Genomic DNA, 16148 nt, shown 5'->3' with positions numbered 1-16148 from the left:
CTGGGACCGTTCGTGGAACCGGGGTGGGACAGGATTTACGTTTCCGGATCCCTTTATGAATTCAGAGCTGGTACTTTCTCTTGATGCCATGGGCGGCGATCACGCGCCGGGCATAGTCGTTGACGGCGCGGCAGTCTTCCTGAAAGGGCGGCGCAGAAAAGTGCGCCTTCTGTTCCATGGTGACGAAGCGCAATTGCGGCCGCTGATCGACGCGCACCCGGAGGTCGCTGCGGTCGCCGAGATACGCCATAGCGACAGCCAGGTTGATATGTCAGCCAAGCCGTCAGAAGCGGTTCGCCGCTCGCGCGGCTCGTCGATGTGGAACGCGGTCCAGGCCGTGCGTGATGGCGATGCGCAAGTGGCGGTTTCGGCCGGTAATACCGGTGCCCTGATGGCAATCTCGAAAGTATGCCTGCGCATGAAGGCGGGCGTGCATCGCCCGGCCATTGCGGCCAGCTGGCCGGTGCCGAAAGGCTTCTCCACTGTTCTTGATGTTGGCGCCAACGTGGAGTGTACGCCCGCCCAGCTGGTGGAATTTGCGATCATGGGCGAGGCGTTTCACCGCGCCGTCCACCGTGAAACCCGCCCCAGCGTGGGCCTGCTCAATGTCGGTCAGGAAGAACTCAAGGGTAATGATGTCGTACGCGACGCCGACGCCCTGATCCGCGCGGCCGGCCTGGACATGAACTATCGCGGCTATGTCGAAGGCGACGACATCTCGCTTGGGACAACCGATGTCGTGGTGACAGACGGATTTACCGGCAATGTTGCCCTTAAGACCGCCGAAGGCACGGCCCGGCTGGTGGCCGGCTGGATGCGTGAGGCACTGACCAGCTCCATCATCGCCAAAGTCGCTGCCAGCCTGTTGCAGCTGGGTGCGCTGGACCAGCTGCGGGCGAGAATGGACCCGAACAACGTCAATGGCGGCGTGTTTCTGGGCCTCAATGGCGTGGTGGTCAAAAGCCATGGCGGCACAAATGCAGCCGGATTTGCCACCGCACTGCGTATCGCGCTGGAAATGGCCGACAGCGCCTTCTTGAATGAGATAGAGCAGAACCTGGCATTGCTTGAGGCGGCGCAGCTCCGTCTCGCAGTGGCACAAACGCCCGAGGGGCAACAGGAGACCGCGTGACCGCAATCAGATCCCGTGTCGCCGGTATCGGCACCTACCTGCCAGAGCGGGTAATGCTCAATGCCGAGATGTCGAGTTTCGTGGACACGAGCGATGAGTGGATTCGCGAACGCACCGGCATCAGCCAGCGCCATATTGCCGCCGAGGGAGAGTTCACCTCCGATCTGGCCACCAACGCATCGCGTGCAGCGCTCGCTCATGCGGGCATGGACGCCGGTGAGATCGACCTGATCGTGCTGGCGACCGCCACGCCGGACCTGACCTTTCCCGCCACGGCCACGATGGTGCAGGAGAAGCTGGGCATACGTCACGGCGCCGCGTTCGACGTTCAGGCGGTATGTTCGGGTTTCCTCTATGCGCTGGCCACTGCCGACAATTTCATCAAGGCCGGGCAGGCAAAGAACGCGCTGGTTATCGGGGCCGAGACATTCTCGCGTATTCTCGACTGGACCGACCGGACCACATGCGTGCTCTTCGGCGACGGGGCAGGGGCGATGGTGCTCTCTTCGGCGACAGAAGGAGAGGGGCTGATCAGGACGCATCTGCGCTCTGACGGGCAGTTCTGCGACCTTCTTTATGTTGATGGCGGGCCGTCGCGCACCAAAACCGTTGGCCATCTGCGCATGCAGGGCAATCAGGTTTTCCGCCACGCGGTCGGCAAGATTGCCGGTTCGATGGAGGAGCTCTCTGAGCTGGCGGGCATCCCGATCAGCGAGATTGACTGGTTCGTGCCCCACCAGGCCAATCAGCGTATTCTGGAAGGTGTGGCCAAGCGCCTGTCCATTCCGGTGGAGAAAGTCATCTCCACGGTCGGGCAGCATGGCAACACGTCTGCTGCGTCCATTCCGCTGGCCTTTGACACGGCGGTGAAAGATGGCCGGATCAAGCGCGGCGATCTGGTGCTCATGGAGGCGCTGGGTGGCGGCTTCACCTGGGGCGCGGCCTTAGCAAGATATTGACCGTAAACGTATGGTTAACGTTGACCGGTGCGCCCGCTAGGGCATAACGTTTGTTATCGATTTCAATCGGGGGAGTTTCCAATGACGGGCAAGACACTTACCCGCGCAGATCTGGCTGATGCGATCCACCGGGACGTTGGCGTCTCGCGCCAGGAATCGGCGCAGCTGGTAGAGGCGGTGCTCGACATGATTTCCGACACGCTGGTCAAGGGAGAGACGGTCAAGCTGTCATCCTTTGGCTCGTTCCAGCTGCGCGACAAGAATGGCCGGGTAGGGCGCAATCCCAAGACCGGCGAGGAAGTGCCGATCGACCCGCGCCGCGTGCTGGTGTTCAAACCATCACAAGTGCTCAAAGAGCGTATCGACACCGCGCTGTCGAAATAGACAAGGGCAGGCATGGCCAAGTCCGCTGACGCATACCGCACCATCTCGGAGGCTGCCGCCGAGGTAGACCTGCCGACCCACGTATTGCGGTTCTGGGAAACCAAGTTCGCCCAGCTCAAACCCGTCAAGCACAAGGGCGGGCGCAGGCTCTACCGGCCGCAGGATATCGCGCTGCTCAAGGGCCTGCGTCGCCTGCTTTACGCCGAAGGCTACACCATCAAGGGCGTGCAGAAATACCTGCGCGATCATGGCGTGGCCGAAGTGGCCGCGCTTGCCGAGGGCGGCGAGGTGGCGACGCCGCTGCCTGACAGTGCTGGCGAAGGCCCAGCTGCACCGGCCGCCGAGGCGGGAAACAGCGCGTCCGCAGGCACAGGATCGGTCTCTGCCCTACAGGCCGTCCTTGCGAAGGTGGAACGGGCCAAATCCCGTCTCGATTCCGCGCTGGCTGCACGTGGCTAGGCAGGGCTGGAAAGCTGTGTTGCCAACGCCGTAATCGCCAGCCTATAAGACCGCTCCTTCGCTCCACACCCCTTGCGAAGGCGAATGAAGAGTCGGAGCGTAGCGCAGCCCGGTAGCGCACTTGTCTGGGGGACAAGGGGTCGTGGGTTCGAATCCCGCCGCTCCGACCATTTTTCCGTTTAGTCAGATGCTGGCCAGCGCCTGCTCCAGATCGGCCCAGAGATCGTCGATATCTTCCAGCCCGATGGACAGGCGAAGCAGCGCGCCTTCGGCCTTCCACGGCACGGCAGTGCGCTTGATCTGCCGGTCGCAAGACAAGGCAAGGCTTTCATACCCGCCCCAGGAAAACCCGATGCCGAAGAGTTTGAGGCTGTCGACGATGGCCTCACCTTCGCGCGCGCTGACGCCTTTCAGCACGAAGGAGAAGCATCCGGCTGCGCCGGAGAAATCACGGGCGTAAAGCGCGTGATCCGGGTGTGAGGGCAAAGCCGGGTGCAGGACACGGCTGACCTTCGGGTGCGCCTCCAGCCGCCGGGCGATTTCCAGCGACGCCGCCTCCGCGCGTTCCAGCCGCAGGGGCAGGGTGCGAAGCCCCCGCAGCGCAAGGAAGGCATCGTCGGGCGAGACATGCAGGCCATAGAGCTTCTCGCGATCAGCGAGCCGCTTGGCCGCGTCGCCTCTGGCCGTCACCGCGCCCATCAGGAAATCAGAATGCCCGCCGACATATTTGGTCAGGGCCTGCGCGGCATAGTCGATCCCCATCTCCAGCGGGTTCATCAGCACACCCGCCGTCCACGTATCATCAATCACGGTCGGCACGCCGGCGGCCCTGGCTGCGCTGGCGATGGCGGGAACATCCTGCAGCTCCAGCGTCAGAGAGCTGGGCGATTCCAGTGCGATAAGGGCGGTATCTGATGTAATGAGCGAAGCAATGCCAGCCCCGATCCGGGGATCGTAATAGACCGGCTTCACGCCCAGGCGGGGCAGTTCCTCGTCGCAGAAGCGGCGCACCGGCCCGTACACGCCATCGCTGAGGAGTGCCACGCCCGGACCTTTGAGGGCTGTGCGGATGGCCAGCACGACAGACGCCAGACCGGACGGGACCAGCGCGCAGTGGTCCGCATCATAAAGACCGCGAATCGCGTCACGAAGCTCCTTGTTGGGAGCGATGCCGCCACGGCCATAATGCCGCCGCGAGCCTGTGGGTTCATAGAGCTCTGACGTGGAAGGAGCCAGCACGGTGGACGCGCGCTTGATTGCCGGATTGACGAGGCCATCACCCTCATCGCTGCGCCCTGAATGGATGATGCGCGTATCGCGTTTCATATCGACGCCGACGCTCCTCTTCGCTAAACCCATAGTCTGTCAGCCTTTAGGGCGGACCGCACCATGACGCCAACAGCTTTCTTCGACTTTCTCATGCCGCGCCGCCTCGCGCGCGCTGCGACGGCGTTTGCGCTGGGCTTCACCGTATCGCAGAGCCAGACCGCCGAACTTGGCACGCAGATGTATGAGCTAAGGGAGCGCGGCACGCTGCGATGCGGCGTCGATACGGGCCTTCAGGGCTTTGCCAGGCAAGACGAAGAGGGTGAGTGGAGCGGGTTCGAGGTTGATCTGTGCCGGGCCTATGCGGCCGCTTTCCTTGGCAGTCCTGACCGGGTTCAGCTGGTGCCTCTGACGACCCAGGCGCGCCTCGACGCGCTTGGTGAGGGCGAGGTGGACATTCTCCTTCGCAACACGACCTGGACGCTGACGCGCGATGCGCAGGAGAATTTCTCGTTTGCCGGCATCTACTATTATGACGGGCAGGGCTTCCTGGTGCCGCGTGATCTGGCCATCACCAGCGCACGGGAGCTGGACGGCGCGCGTATCTGCGTCCTGCGCGATACGACCACGGCGCTTAACCTCTCCGACTATGCGCAAAGCCATGATCTGACCTTCCAGCTTGTCGAGGTGGCAACGGTGCGCGCCGGGATCACCGCCTATGGGCGGGGCCAGTGCGACGCGCTGAGCAATGATCTGTCGGGCCTTGCCGGCATGCGCATGACGCTGTCCGAACCGGACGCGCACCTGATCCTGCCCGATGTGATCTCCAAGGAGCCTCTGAGCGCCGTCGTCGCCTCACGCGACCAGAAGTTCGCCGATGCCGTGCGCTGGGTGCTCCATGCGCTGGTTGCAGCAGAGGAATACGGCGTCACCTCGGCGAATGCTGCCGAACTGGCGCAAAGCTCTGCCAATGCCGAGGTGCGCCGCCTGCTGGGCGCGGAAGGGCCGGTCGCCGAGGGCCTGTTCCTGGACGCGGAGTTCGCTCTGCGCGCGATTGAAGCAGGCGGCAATTATGGCGAGTTGTTTGAACGCAATCTGGGCACCGCTTCCGGCCTGAATTTGCGCCGGGGCCTGAACAGCCAGTGGAATGAGGGCGGGCTGATGTACGCCCCGCCTTTCCGCTAATTCTTCACCCAGGGCGGCACCGGCAGGCCCTTTTCTTTCAGGAATTCCGGGTTGTAGAGCTTGGACTGATAGCGCGCGCCGTGATCGCACAGGATTGTCACGATGGTGTGGCCCGGCCCCAGCTTTCGGGCGAGGCGGATCGCGCCGGCAATATTGATGCCCGCCGAACCGCCAAGGCACAGCCCCTCGTGCTGGATCAGCGCGTAGAGGATTTCCAGCGCTTCCTCATCGGGAATGCGGAAGGCGTGATCGACCGGCGCGCCTTCCAGATTGGCGGTGATGCGGCTCTGGCCGATGCCTTCGGTGATGGAATTGCCTTCGGCTTTCAGCTCGCCATGGGCGTAATAGCCGTAGAGCGCCGCGCCGCCGGGGTCTGCCAGCGCAATCTGCACCTTGTCGCTCTTGGATTTGAGGTACATGCCGACGCCGGCCAGCGTTCCGCCGGAACCGACAGCGGCCACGAAGCCGTCAATCTTGCCGCCGGTCTGCTCCCAGATTTCCGGGCCCGTCGTGTCGAAATGGGCCTGGCGGTTCGCGACATTATCGAACTGGTTGGCCCAGATGGCGCCGTTGGGCTCGCTGGCGTTCAGCTCTTCGGCCAGCGTACCGGAATAGCGCGCATAGTGATTGGGATTGGCGTAAGGGACGGCATCGACCTCGATCAGCTCTGCCCCCGCCAGCAGGATCGCGTCGCGCTTTTCCTTCGACTGGGTACGCGGAAAGACGATCACCGTGCGGTATCCCAGCGCCGAGGCGACCATGGCCAGCCCGATACCGGTATTGCCGGCCGTGCCTTCGACAATGGTGCCGCCGGGTTTCAGCGCACCGCTTTTTTCGGCAGCGCGGACAATGCCGAGCGCCGCGCGGTCCTTCACCGAGCCACCGGGGTTGAGAAATTCGGCCTTGCCAAGGATTTCGCAGCCCGTCGCATCACTGGCAGCGTTCAGGCGGACCAGCGGCGTGTTGCCGATCAGGTCGATAACAGAGCGGGCAGGGTGGCGGGCTGTCATGGCTTGGCCTCTTCTTGAAATCAGACGTCTGCGTTCTGGCTAGCGGTCTGGCTGATCCGGTCAAGGGGCCACCGCGTATAGATTTCCGAAACACCAGATGGAGCTTTGCCCCGTGCCTGCCAGAGAAGACGCGCATCTGTTCGATTATGCCGCTGGTACAGGCCCCGCCGCCATACGCCTTCTGGCGGAATGTCAGGCGGCGCTGAACCCTCAAGCCAGCGCTTATGTCCGCGCCGCCGAAACGGGCTTTGGCGGGCTGCTGGCCGGGCTTCACCCAGCATCCATGCCTGCCAATGCCCTCGACGCGGTGCTGGCGCGGGCTGAAGAGCCGGCGGCCGGCGCACCGGACGACGATCAGGTCCTTGATCCCTCTACCGGTCTTCCACGGGCCTTAAGCCCCTATATCGAGCGCTCGGCCAGTGGCGGGCTGAACTGGTCGCGCCGTCTTGGGGGTGTGCAGGAGATTGTTCTGGACGCCGTCAGTGACGAGACCGCCGAAGCCAGCCTGGTCCTGCTTAAGCCCGGTGGCGGCATCCCGCCACACGATCATGGCGGCGAAGAGCTGACCCTCGTTCTGACGGGAGCTTTTCACGATGGTCACGCGTTGTACCGGGCGGGTGATCTTTGCAGCGCGGCACCTGGCATGCGCCACCGTCCAGCCGTGCAGGGCAATGTCGCCTGTATATGCCTGACAGTGAGCATGGGCGAATGGAAGCCGGTCAATCCTCTCTATGGCTGGATAGACCGGCTAGCCCGCCCCATGCGCCGCCTGAACTGATCGGCCGGGCCGTGTAACTGCGCTTTTTCAGATTCCGGGAGTATGCGTGATGAAACCGCTAGCAATTCTTGCCAGTGTCATGGCTCTGGCCATCGCAGCGCCTGCGGCGCATGGCGCCATTCCCGCCGATCCGCGCGGCGGCGAGACAATCCAGTTCAACGTCTATCGCGGTAATTCCAGTTTCGGCACCCACGAGGTCCGGTTCTCGCGTAGCGGAGAGGAGCTGGTCGCCGAGATTTCAGTGCGTCTGCGCGCCGGTGTCGGCCCGCTGACCGTGTTCCGCTACGAGCATGACTCGGTGGAGCGCTGGCGCGGCGGACAGCTGGTCGCGCTGGAGGGCGAGACCCTCAAAGATGGCGACCGCTTCCCGGTTGCGGCGGCGCGCAATGGCTCCGGCATCGTCAGCGAGGGTGTCCTTCCCGAGGGCGAACGCCATACCGAAGAGCTGCCGCGCGATATCATCCCGTCCTCGCACTGGCGCGGCTATGAGGAGGATCTGCGCCGGATACTCAATACCGAGCATGGCGATGTGATGGAGGTAACCATCACCGATATGGGGATGGACCAGATCGAGGCCGATGGCGGGACCATTCAGGCACGCCGCATCCGGCTGGAAGGCACGCTCACCGTCGATCTCTGGTATGATGAGAACGGCTTCTGGGCGGGGTGCGAGTTCGAGGCGCGCGGCCAGCGCATCCGCTATGTCCGGCAGGCTAATCCGGCTGCCTGATGCGCACTTTGCGGCTTGTTCTTGGCGATCAGCTGACGCGCGAGCTGTCTGCCTTGCGGGGCGCGCAGCCTGACGATCTGATCCTGATGGCCGAGGTCAATGACGAGGCGTCATACGTCCCGCATCATCGCAAGAAAATCGCCTTCCTGTTCTCCGCCATGCGCCATTTTGCGCAGAGCCTTCGAGAGGAGGGGCTGAAGGTGCGCTATGTGCGCCTTGATGACCCAAACAACTCCCATAGCCTTGAAGGCGAGGTGGCACGCGCGCTGGGGGATGAGCAGGGCCTGCAGCGCATCGTACACACAGAGCCGGGCGAGTACCGGCTGATGGAGATCATGCGCGAATGGCCGGACGGGTTCGATGTGCCAGTTGAGATGCGCGCCGATGACCGCTTCATCTGCCCGCATGAGCGTTTCGCCCGCTGGGCCAGCGGCAAGCAGCGCCTGACCATGGAGTATTTCTACCGCGAGATGCGCCGGGAGACCGGCCTGCTGATGGATGGAGACCAGCCCGAAGGCGGGCAGTGGAATTATGATGCGCAGAACCGCAAGGCGCTGCCGGCGGATACCAGACTGCCCCGCCGCGCATGGGTCGAACCGGACGGGATAACCCGGGAGGTGATGACCCTCATCGAAGAGCGCTTCCCGGACGGGTTCGGTGATATCGAGCCCTTTGGCTATGCGGTGACGCGCGAAGGCGCGCTGGAACAGCTGGACTGGTTCATCGAGCACGCCCTGCCAGATTTCGGTGATTATCAGGATGCTCTGAAGGATGGAGAGGCGTTCCTCTTTCACTCCATCCTGTCGCTCTACCTCAATTGCGGCCTGCTGGACCCTCTGGAGGTCTGCCGCAAGGCGGAGAGGGCCTGGCAGGACAGCAAGGCGCCGCTGAACGCGGTTGAGGGCTTCATCCGGCAGATCCTTGGCTGGCGCGAATATGTGCGCGGTATCTACTGGCACTTCATGCCGGAATATCTGGAGCGCAATGCGCTGAATGCGCACCGGCCCTTGCCAGACTTCTACTGGACGGCCGAGACGGACATGGCGTGCATCGCCGATGTGGTGAACACCACGCGCAAGCACGCCTACGCCCACCATATCCAGCGCCTGATGGTGACGGGCAATTTCGCGCTTCTGGCCGGTATTGATCCCAAGGCTGTCAATGAATGGTATCTGGCGGTCTATGCCGATGCCTATGAGTGGGTGGAAGCACCCAACACGCACGGCATGGCGCTTTATGCTGATGGCGGCGTCATGGCGACCAAGCCCTATGCAGCGAGCGGCGCCTATATCGACCGGACGAGCGATCATTGCGCAGGCTGCCGCTATGACGTGAAAGCCAAGACCGGCGAAAAAGCCTGCCCGTTCAACTATCTCTACTGGAATTTCATGCTGGAGAATGAGGCGAGGCTGAAGGGCAATCGCCGTCTCGGACCTATCCTCTCAAATCTCAACCGGTTCAGCGATGAGCGCCGCGAGGCAATACGCGAAGACGCCGACCGCTTCTTCGAATCCATTGGCATCGCCTGGACACAAAGGAAAGCCTCATGACACCGCGCGCCATGAAACCGTCAGACGGTATCGCCTGGGTAACGGGCGGCAGTTCAGGCATTGGCGCGGCGCTGGCGAAACGTCTGGCTGGCCAGGGCTGGACGGTGGTGATTTCTGCCAGAAGCGCGGAGAAACTGGAGACGATCGCTGCGGGGCATTCCGGCAAGGGCCGTATCATCGCGCACGCTGTTGATCTGACCGATGCCGAGGGCGTGGAAGACGCCGTGAAGACCATCGAAGCGGCACACGGGCCGATTGCGCTCGCTGTCCTGAACGCGGGCATTTACCTCTCCATCAACGCCGAGAACCCGTCTTTTGAGGACTACAAAAAGACGTTCGATGTGAATCTGTCGGGCACGGCGGCATGCCTGTGCGCGCTGACCCCGCGCATGACGGAGCGGCGGGCAGGGCAGATCGCCGTCGTCTCCTCCGCGACATCCTTCGGCGGCATGCCGACCTCATCCGCCTATGGGGCCAGCAAGGCGGCGCTGGTCAATATGGCGGCGTGCCTGCGCATCGAGCTGCACCGCTATGGCGTGCTGTGTCAGGTCATCACGCCGGGCTTTGTGGAAACGCCCGCACAGGACGATAATGCCTTCCCCAAACCCTTCATGGTCAGTGCGGAGACGGCGGCTAAACGCATCGCGACGGGCCTGACGAGCAAGCGCTTTGAAATCACCTTCCCGCGCCGCTTCACTTGGGCGCTGAAAGCCATCTATGCGCTGCCATACAGCTGGTCTCTGGGGCTGGTGAGGAAACAGACCGGCTGGGACAAGCCGGTTTAACGCTCCAGCACGAACTGGCCGACATCAATGCGGCCGGTGCGGAAGCCCGCCTCGCAATAGGCCAGATAGAACTCCCACATGCGCCGGAAGCGCAGATCAAAGCCCATCGGCTCGATCTGCGGCCAGGCAGCCTGAAAGCGTTCCATCCAGTGGGCCAGCGTGTCGGCATAGTCCACGCCGAACATCTCGGCCGTAACGGGGTTCAGTTCTGCCTTGGCGAACTCGCCATTCAGGCGCTCAACGCTTGGCAAGATGCCGCCGGGGAAGATGTAGCGCTGGATGAAGTCCGCGCGCTTGCGGTAGCTGTCAAACAGATCGTCGCGGATCGTGATGATCTGCAAGCCGGCCTTGCCGCCGGGTTTCAGACATTCGCGCACCTTGGCGAAATAGGACGGCCAGTATTCCTCGCCGACCGCCTCGAACATCTCGATGGAGGCGACGCAATCATAGCTGCCGGTTTCGTCGCGATAGTCCTGCAGTTTGATTTCCACCTTGTCTGACAGACCCGCGCGCTCCATACGCTCCAGGGCGTATTCGCGCTGGGAGGGCGAGAGGGTGAGGCAGGTCACACGCGCGCCGATCTCACCAGCGGCATATTCGGCGAACCCGCCCCAGCCGCAGCCAATCTCCAGCACATGCATGCCGGGCTCCAGCCCGATTAGGCGGGCCAGGCTGGCGTATTTTTTCTTCTGCGCGGCCTCCAGCCCCAGATCCGGCGCGGTAAAGCGCGCGGCCGAATAGGTCATGGACGGGTCGAGCCACAGCTCATAGAAGGCATTGCCGAGATCGTAGTGCGCTTCGATATTCTTGCGCGCCTGAGCCTTGGTGTTGGCGCGCAGGCGATGCCAGACCCAGTGCGCCATACGGGTGAGGGGGGCGCCTTTCTCGATATTGTTGATTTTATCGAGGTTTGCGGAGAATACTTCCAGCACTTTAGCAAGGTCCGGCGTCGTCCATTGGCCCGCCATGTAGGATTCGGCAAAGCCCACATCACCGCCGGCAAACACGCGGCGGACCATGGCGTAATCGCGCACCTCCATCACGGCATCGGCACCCGGCTCCTTGCCCTGAAAGCGCAGGCTGCGGCCATCAGGCAGCACGACGGTGAGAGATCCGGTGCCGAACTTCAAAAGCAGGGTAAGGCCCGCCTTGAACAGGCGGGGTACGCCCTGCAGCCGGGCAATCGTGTCCCGGCAGGCCTGAAGCGGGCGCGAGGGGTCAAAACTGGAAAGTGCTGCATCGGTCATTCGGAGATACCTTCCGGCTGACTGCCGGTCCAAATTCTACGCCTATTAGGGATTACGCTCAAACTATCTCGTTGGATGCATCCGACCGCTCGATAATTGTATCGTCTGCCGGGGGCTCGGGGCGGCGGTGATAGCGCGCGCCCCTGAGGAAAAGCCGCACCGCCTCCCAGTGGATGGCGGAGATGGTCTTCAGCGTCGAAAAAGGCTGGGTGGCAAAGAGTTTGAGCAAGCTTCCTGACGATACGCTTCGCGCCTCCAGCTGCATGGTTGCGAGGAAATCCTTGCCTGCGTCCTCGACCTTGTGGATCACGAGCGAGAGCTGGTCATCGCCATCGCGCAGAGTGAAATCGTAGCGCCCTGATACCGGGAAGAAGGGCGAGACATGGAAGCGCTTCTGCGCGCTGTGTTTCTCCGGCACGCTGCCCGCCAGTGGCGCGACATAGGCGTGGGCGTCGCCGAACGTGTTGTGGACCTGATAGATCACCGCGAGCGTGTTTCCGTCCGCATCGTCAGCGAGATAGAGCGAGATCGGGTTGAAGACATAACCCAGCACGCGCGGCGAACATAAAAGGCGCACGCGCGACACGGCGGTATCGACGCCCGCCGCAGCAAGCCGTGCCAGCGCCCACTCCTTCAAAGAGGAGCCGTCCCGTGGGCCGTGGTCGCGCTGACGGAAGCTGAACAGGTTGAAGCGCTCGACCGAGAACAGGCGCGACAGCCGCCCCGCCGCCTCCAGCTGGTCAAGGTCCAGCATCATCATGGCGATGGCATAGCGGAAGCGATGCACGAAGGGCTGGGTGCGCTCGTGTACGGTGTGTCCGAGGAAAAGCCGGGCAGGCGGCGTCATCATCACTCCGCGGGTAGGGCGTGAACGTTCGGCAGGGCGATGCCCGGCCGCTCACCCCATTCTCCGCCATTTACGTCGCCATCGGCAAATGCCCACGGAATCGCGCCGCCAAGGCGCAAGGCAACCCGCAGGCCGGAGCGCAGCCCGTCCTCGTGGAAGCCATATCCCAGCCACGCGCCGGCAAACCATGTATGGCGCACGCCCTGAACGCGATTGAATATGCGCTGCGCCGCCAGACCGGCAGGCGTGAATTGAGGGTGGTCGTAGCTATACCGGCCCAGCACTTTGGCCGGGTCGGGCTCACGCGACGGGTTCAGCGTCACCAGCAATGGCTGCGCCGGATTGATATGCTGCAGACGGTTCATGTCGTAAGTCACTGCAGCAGCGCCGGTATTGTCATCGCGCATATAGCACCATGCCGCCCGCGCGCCCTTGCGGCGGGGCAGAAAGCTCTCATCGCGGTGGAGCACCGCCATGTTGGGTGCGTAGGGGATCGCGCCCAGCATTTCGCGCTCATCGGCGTCCGCATCGGTGAGAAGTGCCAGCGCTTCGCTGGAGTGGCAGGCAAGGATCACCTCGTCGTAGCGCTCTGCATGGCCATCAGCGTCCACAATCCGTACCCCACCCGTGCGCAGCCGGGTGACGCTGACCGCCCCGGAGCGGCGCTGCACGCCGGACGCCTCCATGTCGCGCCACAATGCGTCGACATAGGTCTGGCTGCCGCCGGCGACAGTTTCCCATTTGGGACGTTTCGCGTTGACCAGGCGGTGGTTTTTGAAGAACCGCACAAAGGCTTCTGCCGGGTAGGCGGCCATGTCGCTTTCGCTGGCTGACCAGATCGCGGCACCCATGGGCAGGAGGTATTGTTCCCGGAAGGCGGTGCTGAACTCGTACAGATCGAGATACTGGCCAAGCGATAGCCCCGTCAGCGCGCCACCTTCAAGATCACGCACGGCCTGCGCGTTGAAGCGCAAGACATCGCGCAGCATGCCGATGAAGGAGGGCCGCAGCAGGTTGGAAGGTTGCGCGAACAGCCCGCCAAGCCCGTTGGAGGACCACTCACACCGTCCGCCCAGGCTGAACCCGAAGCTCATATCGGTGCGGTGAGTCTCAATGCCCAGATGGACAAACAGCGCGGTCAGATTGGGGTAGTTGAGGCGGTTGAACACGATGAAGCCGGTATCGACCGGTGTTTCCTGTCCCGCGTGATCGACGTGGACGGTGTTGGCGTGACCGCCAAGACGGCCATCCTTCTCGTAGAGCACAACCTGATGCAGGCCACGCAGCGCCCAGGCCGCGCCCAGACCAGCCACACCGGCACCAATCACCGCAATGCGGGCGTGCCGGTTCAATATCGGGTCAGTCGAGCTCATGCAGCATCCTTGAGGCTGGAGAAGGCGGCCAGTGCGCGTTCGCGGGCTCTGGCGTGGTCCACTATCGGTTTGGGGTAGTCACGGCCAAGCGTTATTCCGGCGCGCGCCAGAATATCGGCCGGAGCCGTCCAGGGCGCATGGATATATTTGTCCGGCAGGTTCGCCAGCTCCGGCACCCATTCGCGGACATAGCTCCCGGATTCGTCGAACTTCTTTCCCTGAGTCACCGGATTGAAAATGCGGAAATAGGGCGCGGCGTCCGCGCCTGATCCGGCCACCCACTGCCAGCTGGCGGCGTTATTGGCGAGGTCTGCGTCCACCAGCGTATCCCAGAACCATTCCTCGCCCCGGCGCCAGTCGATCAGGAGATGTTTGGTCAGGAAGGAGGCGACGATCATGCGGACGCGGTTGTGCATCCAGCCTGTCTGCCAGAGCTGGCGCATGCCCGCATCAACGACCGGATAGCCGGTCTGTCCGCGCGTCCATTTTTGGAAAACCGATTCATCAAAATTCCACGGAAAGCCATTGAATTTGCGCTGATAATTGGATTCGGGCAGATCATCGAAATGATAGAGGAGGTTATAGGAGAACTCGCGCCAGCCGATTTCCTTCAGGAACGTCTCACGGCCCTTTCCGGCATGCACGTGGCCGACCGCGTGATGCCAGATCTGGCGCGGGGAGATTTCACCGAAATGCAAATGGGGCGACAGGCGCGATGTGCCGTCGGTTCCCGGCAGATTGCGGGTATCGGCATAGTCTCGCGCCGCATCCTCGCAGAAAGTTTCGAGCCTGGCCCGCGCGCCATCCTCGCCGGGTGTCCAGACGGGGCCGAACCCTGTGGCCCAATCGGGAGAGGACGGGAGCAATGACCAGCTGGAAAGCGCATCAGAGTGAACGCCCTGCGAACCGTCGGTGACAGAAGAAGGGGCAGGCAGGGGGGCGATATCGTCACAATGCGGGGCCAGCGCCCGGAAATAGGGCGAGTAGACGCGGTAGGGCCCGCCATCCTTTGTCGTTACGTGCCACGGCTCAACAAGCAGGGAGGCGTTGAACGTCTCCACCGCGCATCCGCCGTCTTTCAGATGCGCCTTGATCCGGGCATCGCGCTGGCGGGCGAAGGGTTCGTAGCAGCGGTTCCAGAATACGGCTTGCGCGTTCAGCTCGCTGGCAAGGCCGGTGACAATATCGAAGGCATCGCCCCGGCGCAGGATCAGGCGCGTGCCAAGGCGTTGCAGGCTGGCATCAAGCGCGGCAAGGCTGTGGTGCAGCCACCAGCGCGACGCACCGCCTCTGGCCCATTTGCCGGGCGTCTGGTCATCGAGCACGTAGAGGCAGATCAGCGGCGCGCCGGAGTTCGCCGCCGCCAGCAATGCCGGATTGTCGGCGATGCGCAGGTCCTGACGCAACCAGCAGATGACGGGAGAACCAGCAGAATGAGTTGAGGTGGACACGATAATGAAAGCCGCAGTGCAAGGATGACGGGAATACCTATGTCAGCTATTACGAGGCCAACCGGGGCGCGGATCAGCGAAATCTGATCGCGCTGCACCTGACAAGGAAAGACAGACCGCCCATGACCGCTCCCAATTCCGTTGTGACGCTGGCTCGCGGCACGCATCCCGCGTTCGAGATCGGCAATACCCGTCCGCTGACCTTCATTGCCGGGCCTTGCCAGCTGGAAAGCCGCCAGCACGGGCTGGAAGTGTCCGCCATGCTGAAAGAGATCGGCGAGCGGCTGGGCTGCCAGATCATCTACAAGACCTCGTTTGACAAGGCCAACCGCACCAGCGCCAGCGCCCAGCGGGGCATCGGGCTTGAAGACTCACTGCCGATCTTTGCTGAAATCCGCGAGACGACCGGCCTTCCGGTCCTCACCGACATCCACACCGCCGAACAGTGCGCCATCGCCGCCCAGGCGGTCGATGTGCTGCAGATACCCGCCTTCCTGTCCCGTCAGACCGACCTGCTGGTCGCTGCGGCGCAGACCGGCAAGGCGATCAATGTGAAGAAGGGCCAGTTCCTCGCGCCGTGGGACATGAAGAATGTCGTCGCCAAGATCACCGGCGCGGGCAATCCGAATGTGTTTGCCTGCGAACGCGGGGCGAGCTTTGGCTATAACACGCTGGTCTCCGACATGCGCGCGCTGCCGATCATGGCCAGTATCGGCTGCCCTGTTGTTTTCGATGCGACGCATTCGGTGCAACAACCCGGCGGGCAGGGTGCTTCGTCCGGCGGCCAGCGCGAGTTCGTGCCATATCTGGCGCGCGCGGCGGTCTCCCTTGGTGTTGCGGCGGTGTTCATGGAAACCCACCCCGACCCGGATAATGCGCCGTCAGACGGGCCGAACATGATCCCGCTGAAGCATTTTGAGGCGATTGCGGGCGATCTGCTGGAGTTTGACCGCATGGCCAAGGCTAACCCCGTAATGGCGCTTTAGGCCCGC

General features: G+C 63.0%; 16 protein-coding genes and 1 tRNA gene. 11 read left to right on the top strand and 6 right to left on the bottom strand.

Features of this window, described 5'->3' with window-relative positions; all coding sequences use genetic code 11:
* Positions 1–55 precede the first annotated feature (55 nt).
* From plsX to ACQ5ID_RS05080, 5 genes are all read left to right on the top strand, one after another.
* Positions 56–1132, top strand: coding sequence for a phosphate acyltransferase PlsX (plsX, locus tag ACQ5ID_RS05100; RefSeq protein WP_429911382.1), 1077 nt, complete (start codon positions 56–58; stop codon positions 1130–1132).
* The gene (locus tag ACQ5ID_RS05095) at positions 1129–2091 is read left to right on the top strand and encodes a beta-ketoacyl-ACP synthase III (RefSeq protein WP_429911381.1); all 963 of its coding nucleotides are present in this window, start codon (positions 1129–1131) and stop codon (positions 2089–2091) included. Before plsX ends, ACQ5ID_RS05095 begins: the two co-directional genes overlap by 4 nt.
* Before the next feature lie 81 nt (positions 2092–2172).
* Positions 2173–2475, top strand: a complete 303-nt coding sequence (locus ACQ5ID_RS05090) for an integration host factor subunit alpha (RefSeq protein WP_382435963.1) — start codon at positions 2173–2175, stop codon at positions 2473–2475.
* 12 nt (positions 2476–2487) lie between these two features.
* Positions 2488–2934, top strand: coding sequence for a MerR family transcriptional regulator (locus tag ACQ5ID_RS05085; protein ID WP_429911380.1), 447 nt, complete (start codon positions 2488–2490; stop codon positions 2932–2934).
* Positions 2935–3027: 93 nt separating this feature from the next.
* Positions 3028–3104 (top strand) — tRNA-Pro (locus ACQ5ID_RS05080).
* Positions 3105–3117: 13 nt separating this feature from the next.
* Here ACQ5ID_RS05080 and metC read toward each other — a convergent pair.
* Positions 3118–4260 carry a cystathionine beta-lyase gene (gene metC, locus ACQ5ID_RS05075; protein ID WP_429911379.1) on the bottom strand — a complete coding sequence of 381 codons (1143 nt, stop codon included), beginning with the start codon at positions 4258–4260 and terminating at the stop codon, positions 3118–3120.
* A gap of 63 nt (positions 4261–4323) precedes the next feature.
* Between metC and ACQ5ID_RS05070 the strand changes: the two genes are divergently transcribed.
* Entirely contained in the window at positions 4324–5385 is a 1062-nt protein-coding gene (locus tag ACQ5ID_RS05070) for an amino acid ABC transporter substrate-binding protein (protein ID WP_429911378.1), read from the top strand.
* Here ACQ5ID_RS05070 and ACQ5ID_RS05065 read toward each other — a convergent pair.
* Complete coding sequence (locus tag ACQ5ID_RS05065; RefSeq protein WP_429911377.1) at positions 5382–6395, bottom strand: cysteine synthase A; 1014 nt, start codon at positions 6393–6395, stop codon at positions 5382–5384. The genes ACQ5ID_RS05070 and ACQ5ID_RS05065 overlap by 4 nt on opposite strands.
* Positions 6396–6507: 112 nt before the next feature.
* Between ACQ5ID_RS05065 and ACQ5ID_RS05060 the strand changes: the two genes are divergently transcribed.
* From ACQ5ID_RS05060 to ACQ5ID_RS05045, 4 genes are read left to right on the top strand one after another with little or no spacing between them, the layout of a single operon-like run.
* A complete protein-coding gene (locus ACQ5ID_RS05060; protein ID WP_429911376.1) occupies positions 6508–7173 on the top strand; it encodes a cupin domain-containing protein in 666 nt (221 codons plus the stop codon).
* A 49-nt stretch (positions 7174–7222) separates the two neighbouring features.
* Entirely contained in the window at positions 7223–7903 is a 681-nt protein-coding gene (locus ACQ5ID_RS05055) for a DUF6134 family protein (RefSeq protein WP_429911375.1), read from the top strand.
* Positions 7903–9453 carry a cryptochrome/photolyase family protein gene (locus ACQ5ID_RS05050; RefSeq protein WP_429911374.1) on the top strand — a complete coding sequence of 517 codons (1551 nt, stop codon included), beginning with the start codon at positions 7903–7905 and terminating at the stop codon, positions 9451–9453. The genes ACQ5ID_RS05055 and ACQ5ID_RS05050 overlap by 1 nt, the downstream gene beginning before the upstream one ends.
* A complete protein-coding gene (locus tag ACQ5ID_RS05045; protein ID WP_429911373.1) occupies positions 9450–10238 on the top strand; it encodes an SDR family NAD(P)-dependent oxidoreductase in 789 nt (262 codons plus the stop codon). The genes ACQ5ID_RS05050 and ACQ5ID_RS05045 overlap by 4 nt, the downstream gene beginning before the upstream one ends.
* Here ACQ5ID_RS05045 and ACQ5ID_RS05040 read toward each other — a convergent pair.
* From ACQ5ID_RS05040 to ACQ5ID_RS05025, 4 genes are read right to left on the bottom strand one after another with little or no spacing between them, the layout of a single operon-like run.
* Entirely contained in the window at positions 10235–11485 is a 1251-nt protein-coding gene (locus tag ACQ5ID_RS05040; protein WP_429911372.1) for a class I SAM-dependent methyltransferase, read from the bottom strand. The two genes, ACQ5ID_RS05045 and ACQ5ID_RS05040, sit on opposite strands and share 4 nt — an antisense overlap.
* Before the next feature lie 58 nt (positions 11486–11543).
* The gene (locus ACQ5ID_RS05035; RefSeq protein ID WP_429911371.1) at positions 11544–12335 is read right to left on the bottom strand and encodes a DUF1365 domain-containing protein; all 792 of its coding nucleotides are present in this window, start codon (positions 12333–12335) and stop codon (positions 11544–11546) included.
* Positions 12335–13705 carry an NAD(P)/FAD-dependent oxidoreductase gene (locus tag ACQ5ID_RS05030; protein ID WP_429911370.1) on the bottom strand — a complete coding sequence of 457 codons (1371 nt, stop codon included), beginning with the start codon at positions 13703–13705 and terminating at the stop codon, positions 12335–12337. The genes ACQ5ID_RS05035 and ACQ5ID_RS05030 overlap by 1 nt, the downstream gene beginning before the upstream one ends.
* A complete protein-coding gene (locus tag ACQ5ID_RS05025; RefSeq protein ID WP_429911369.1) occupies positions 13702–15156 on the bottom strand; it encodes a cryptochrome/photolyase family protein in 1455 nt (484 codons plus the stop codon). The genes ACQ5ID_RS05030 and ACQ5ID_RS05025 overlap by 4 nt, the downstream gene beginning before the upstream one ends.
* Positions 15157–15278: 122 nt before the next feature.
* Between ACQ5ID_RS05025 and kdsA the strand changes: the two genes are divergently transcribed.
* Positions 15279–16142 (top strand): 3-deoxy-8-phosphooctulonate synthase, encoded by an 864-nt coding sequence (gene kdsA / locus ACQ5ID_RS05020; protein WP_429911368.1) that lies wholly within the window; start codon positions 15279–15281, stop codon positions 16140–16142.
* Positions 16143–16148: the final 6 nt, after the last annotated feature.

It is taken from the genome of Glycocaulis sp., assembly GCF_050485565.1.
Taxonomy (GTDB): Bacteria; Pseudomonadota; Alphaproteobacteria; order Caulobacterales; family Maricaulaceae; genus Glycocaulis.
The sequence above is the reverse complement of the archived record's forward strand: the minus strand, read 5'-3'. Positions and strand labels throughout refer to the sequence as shown.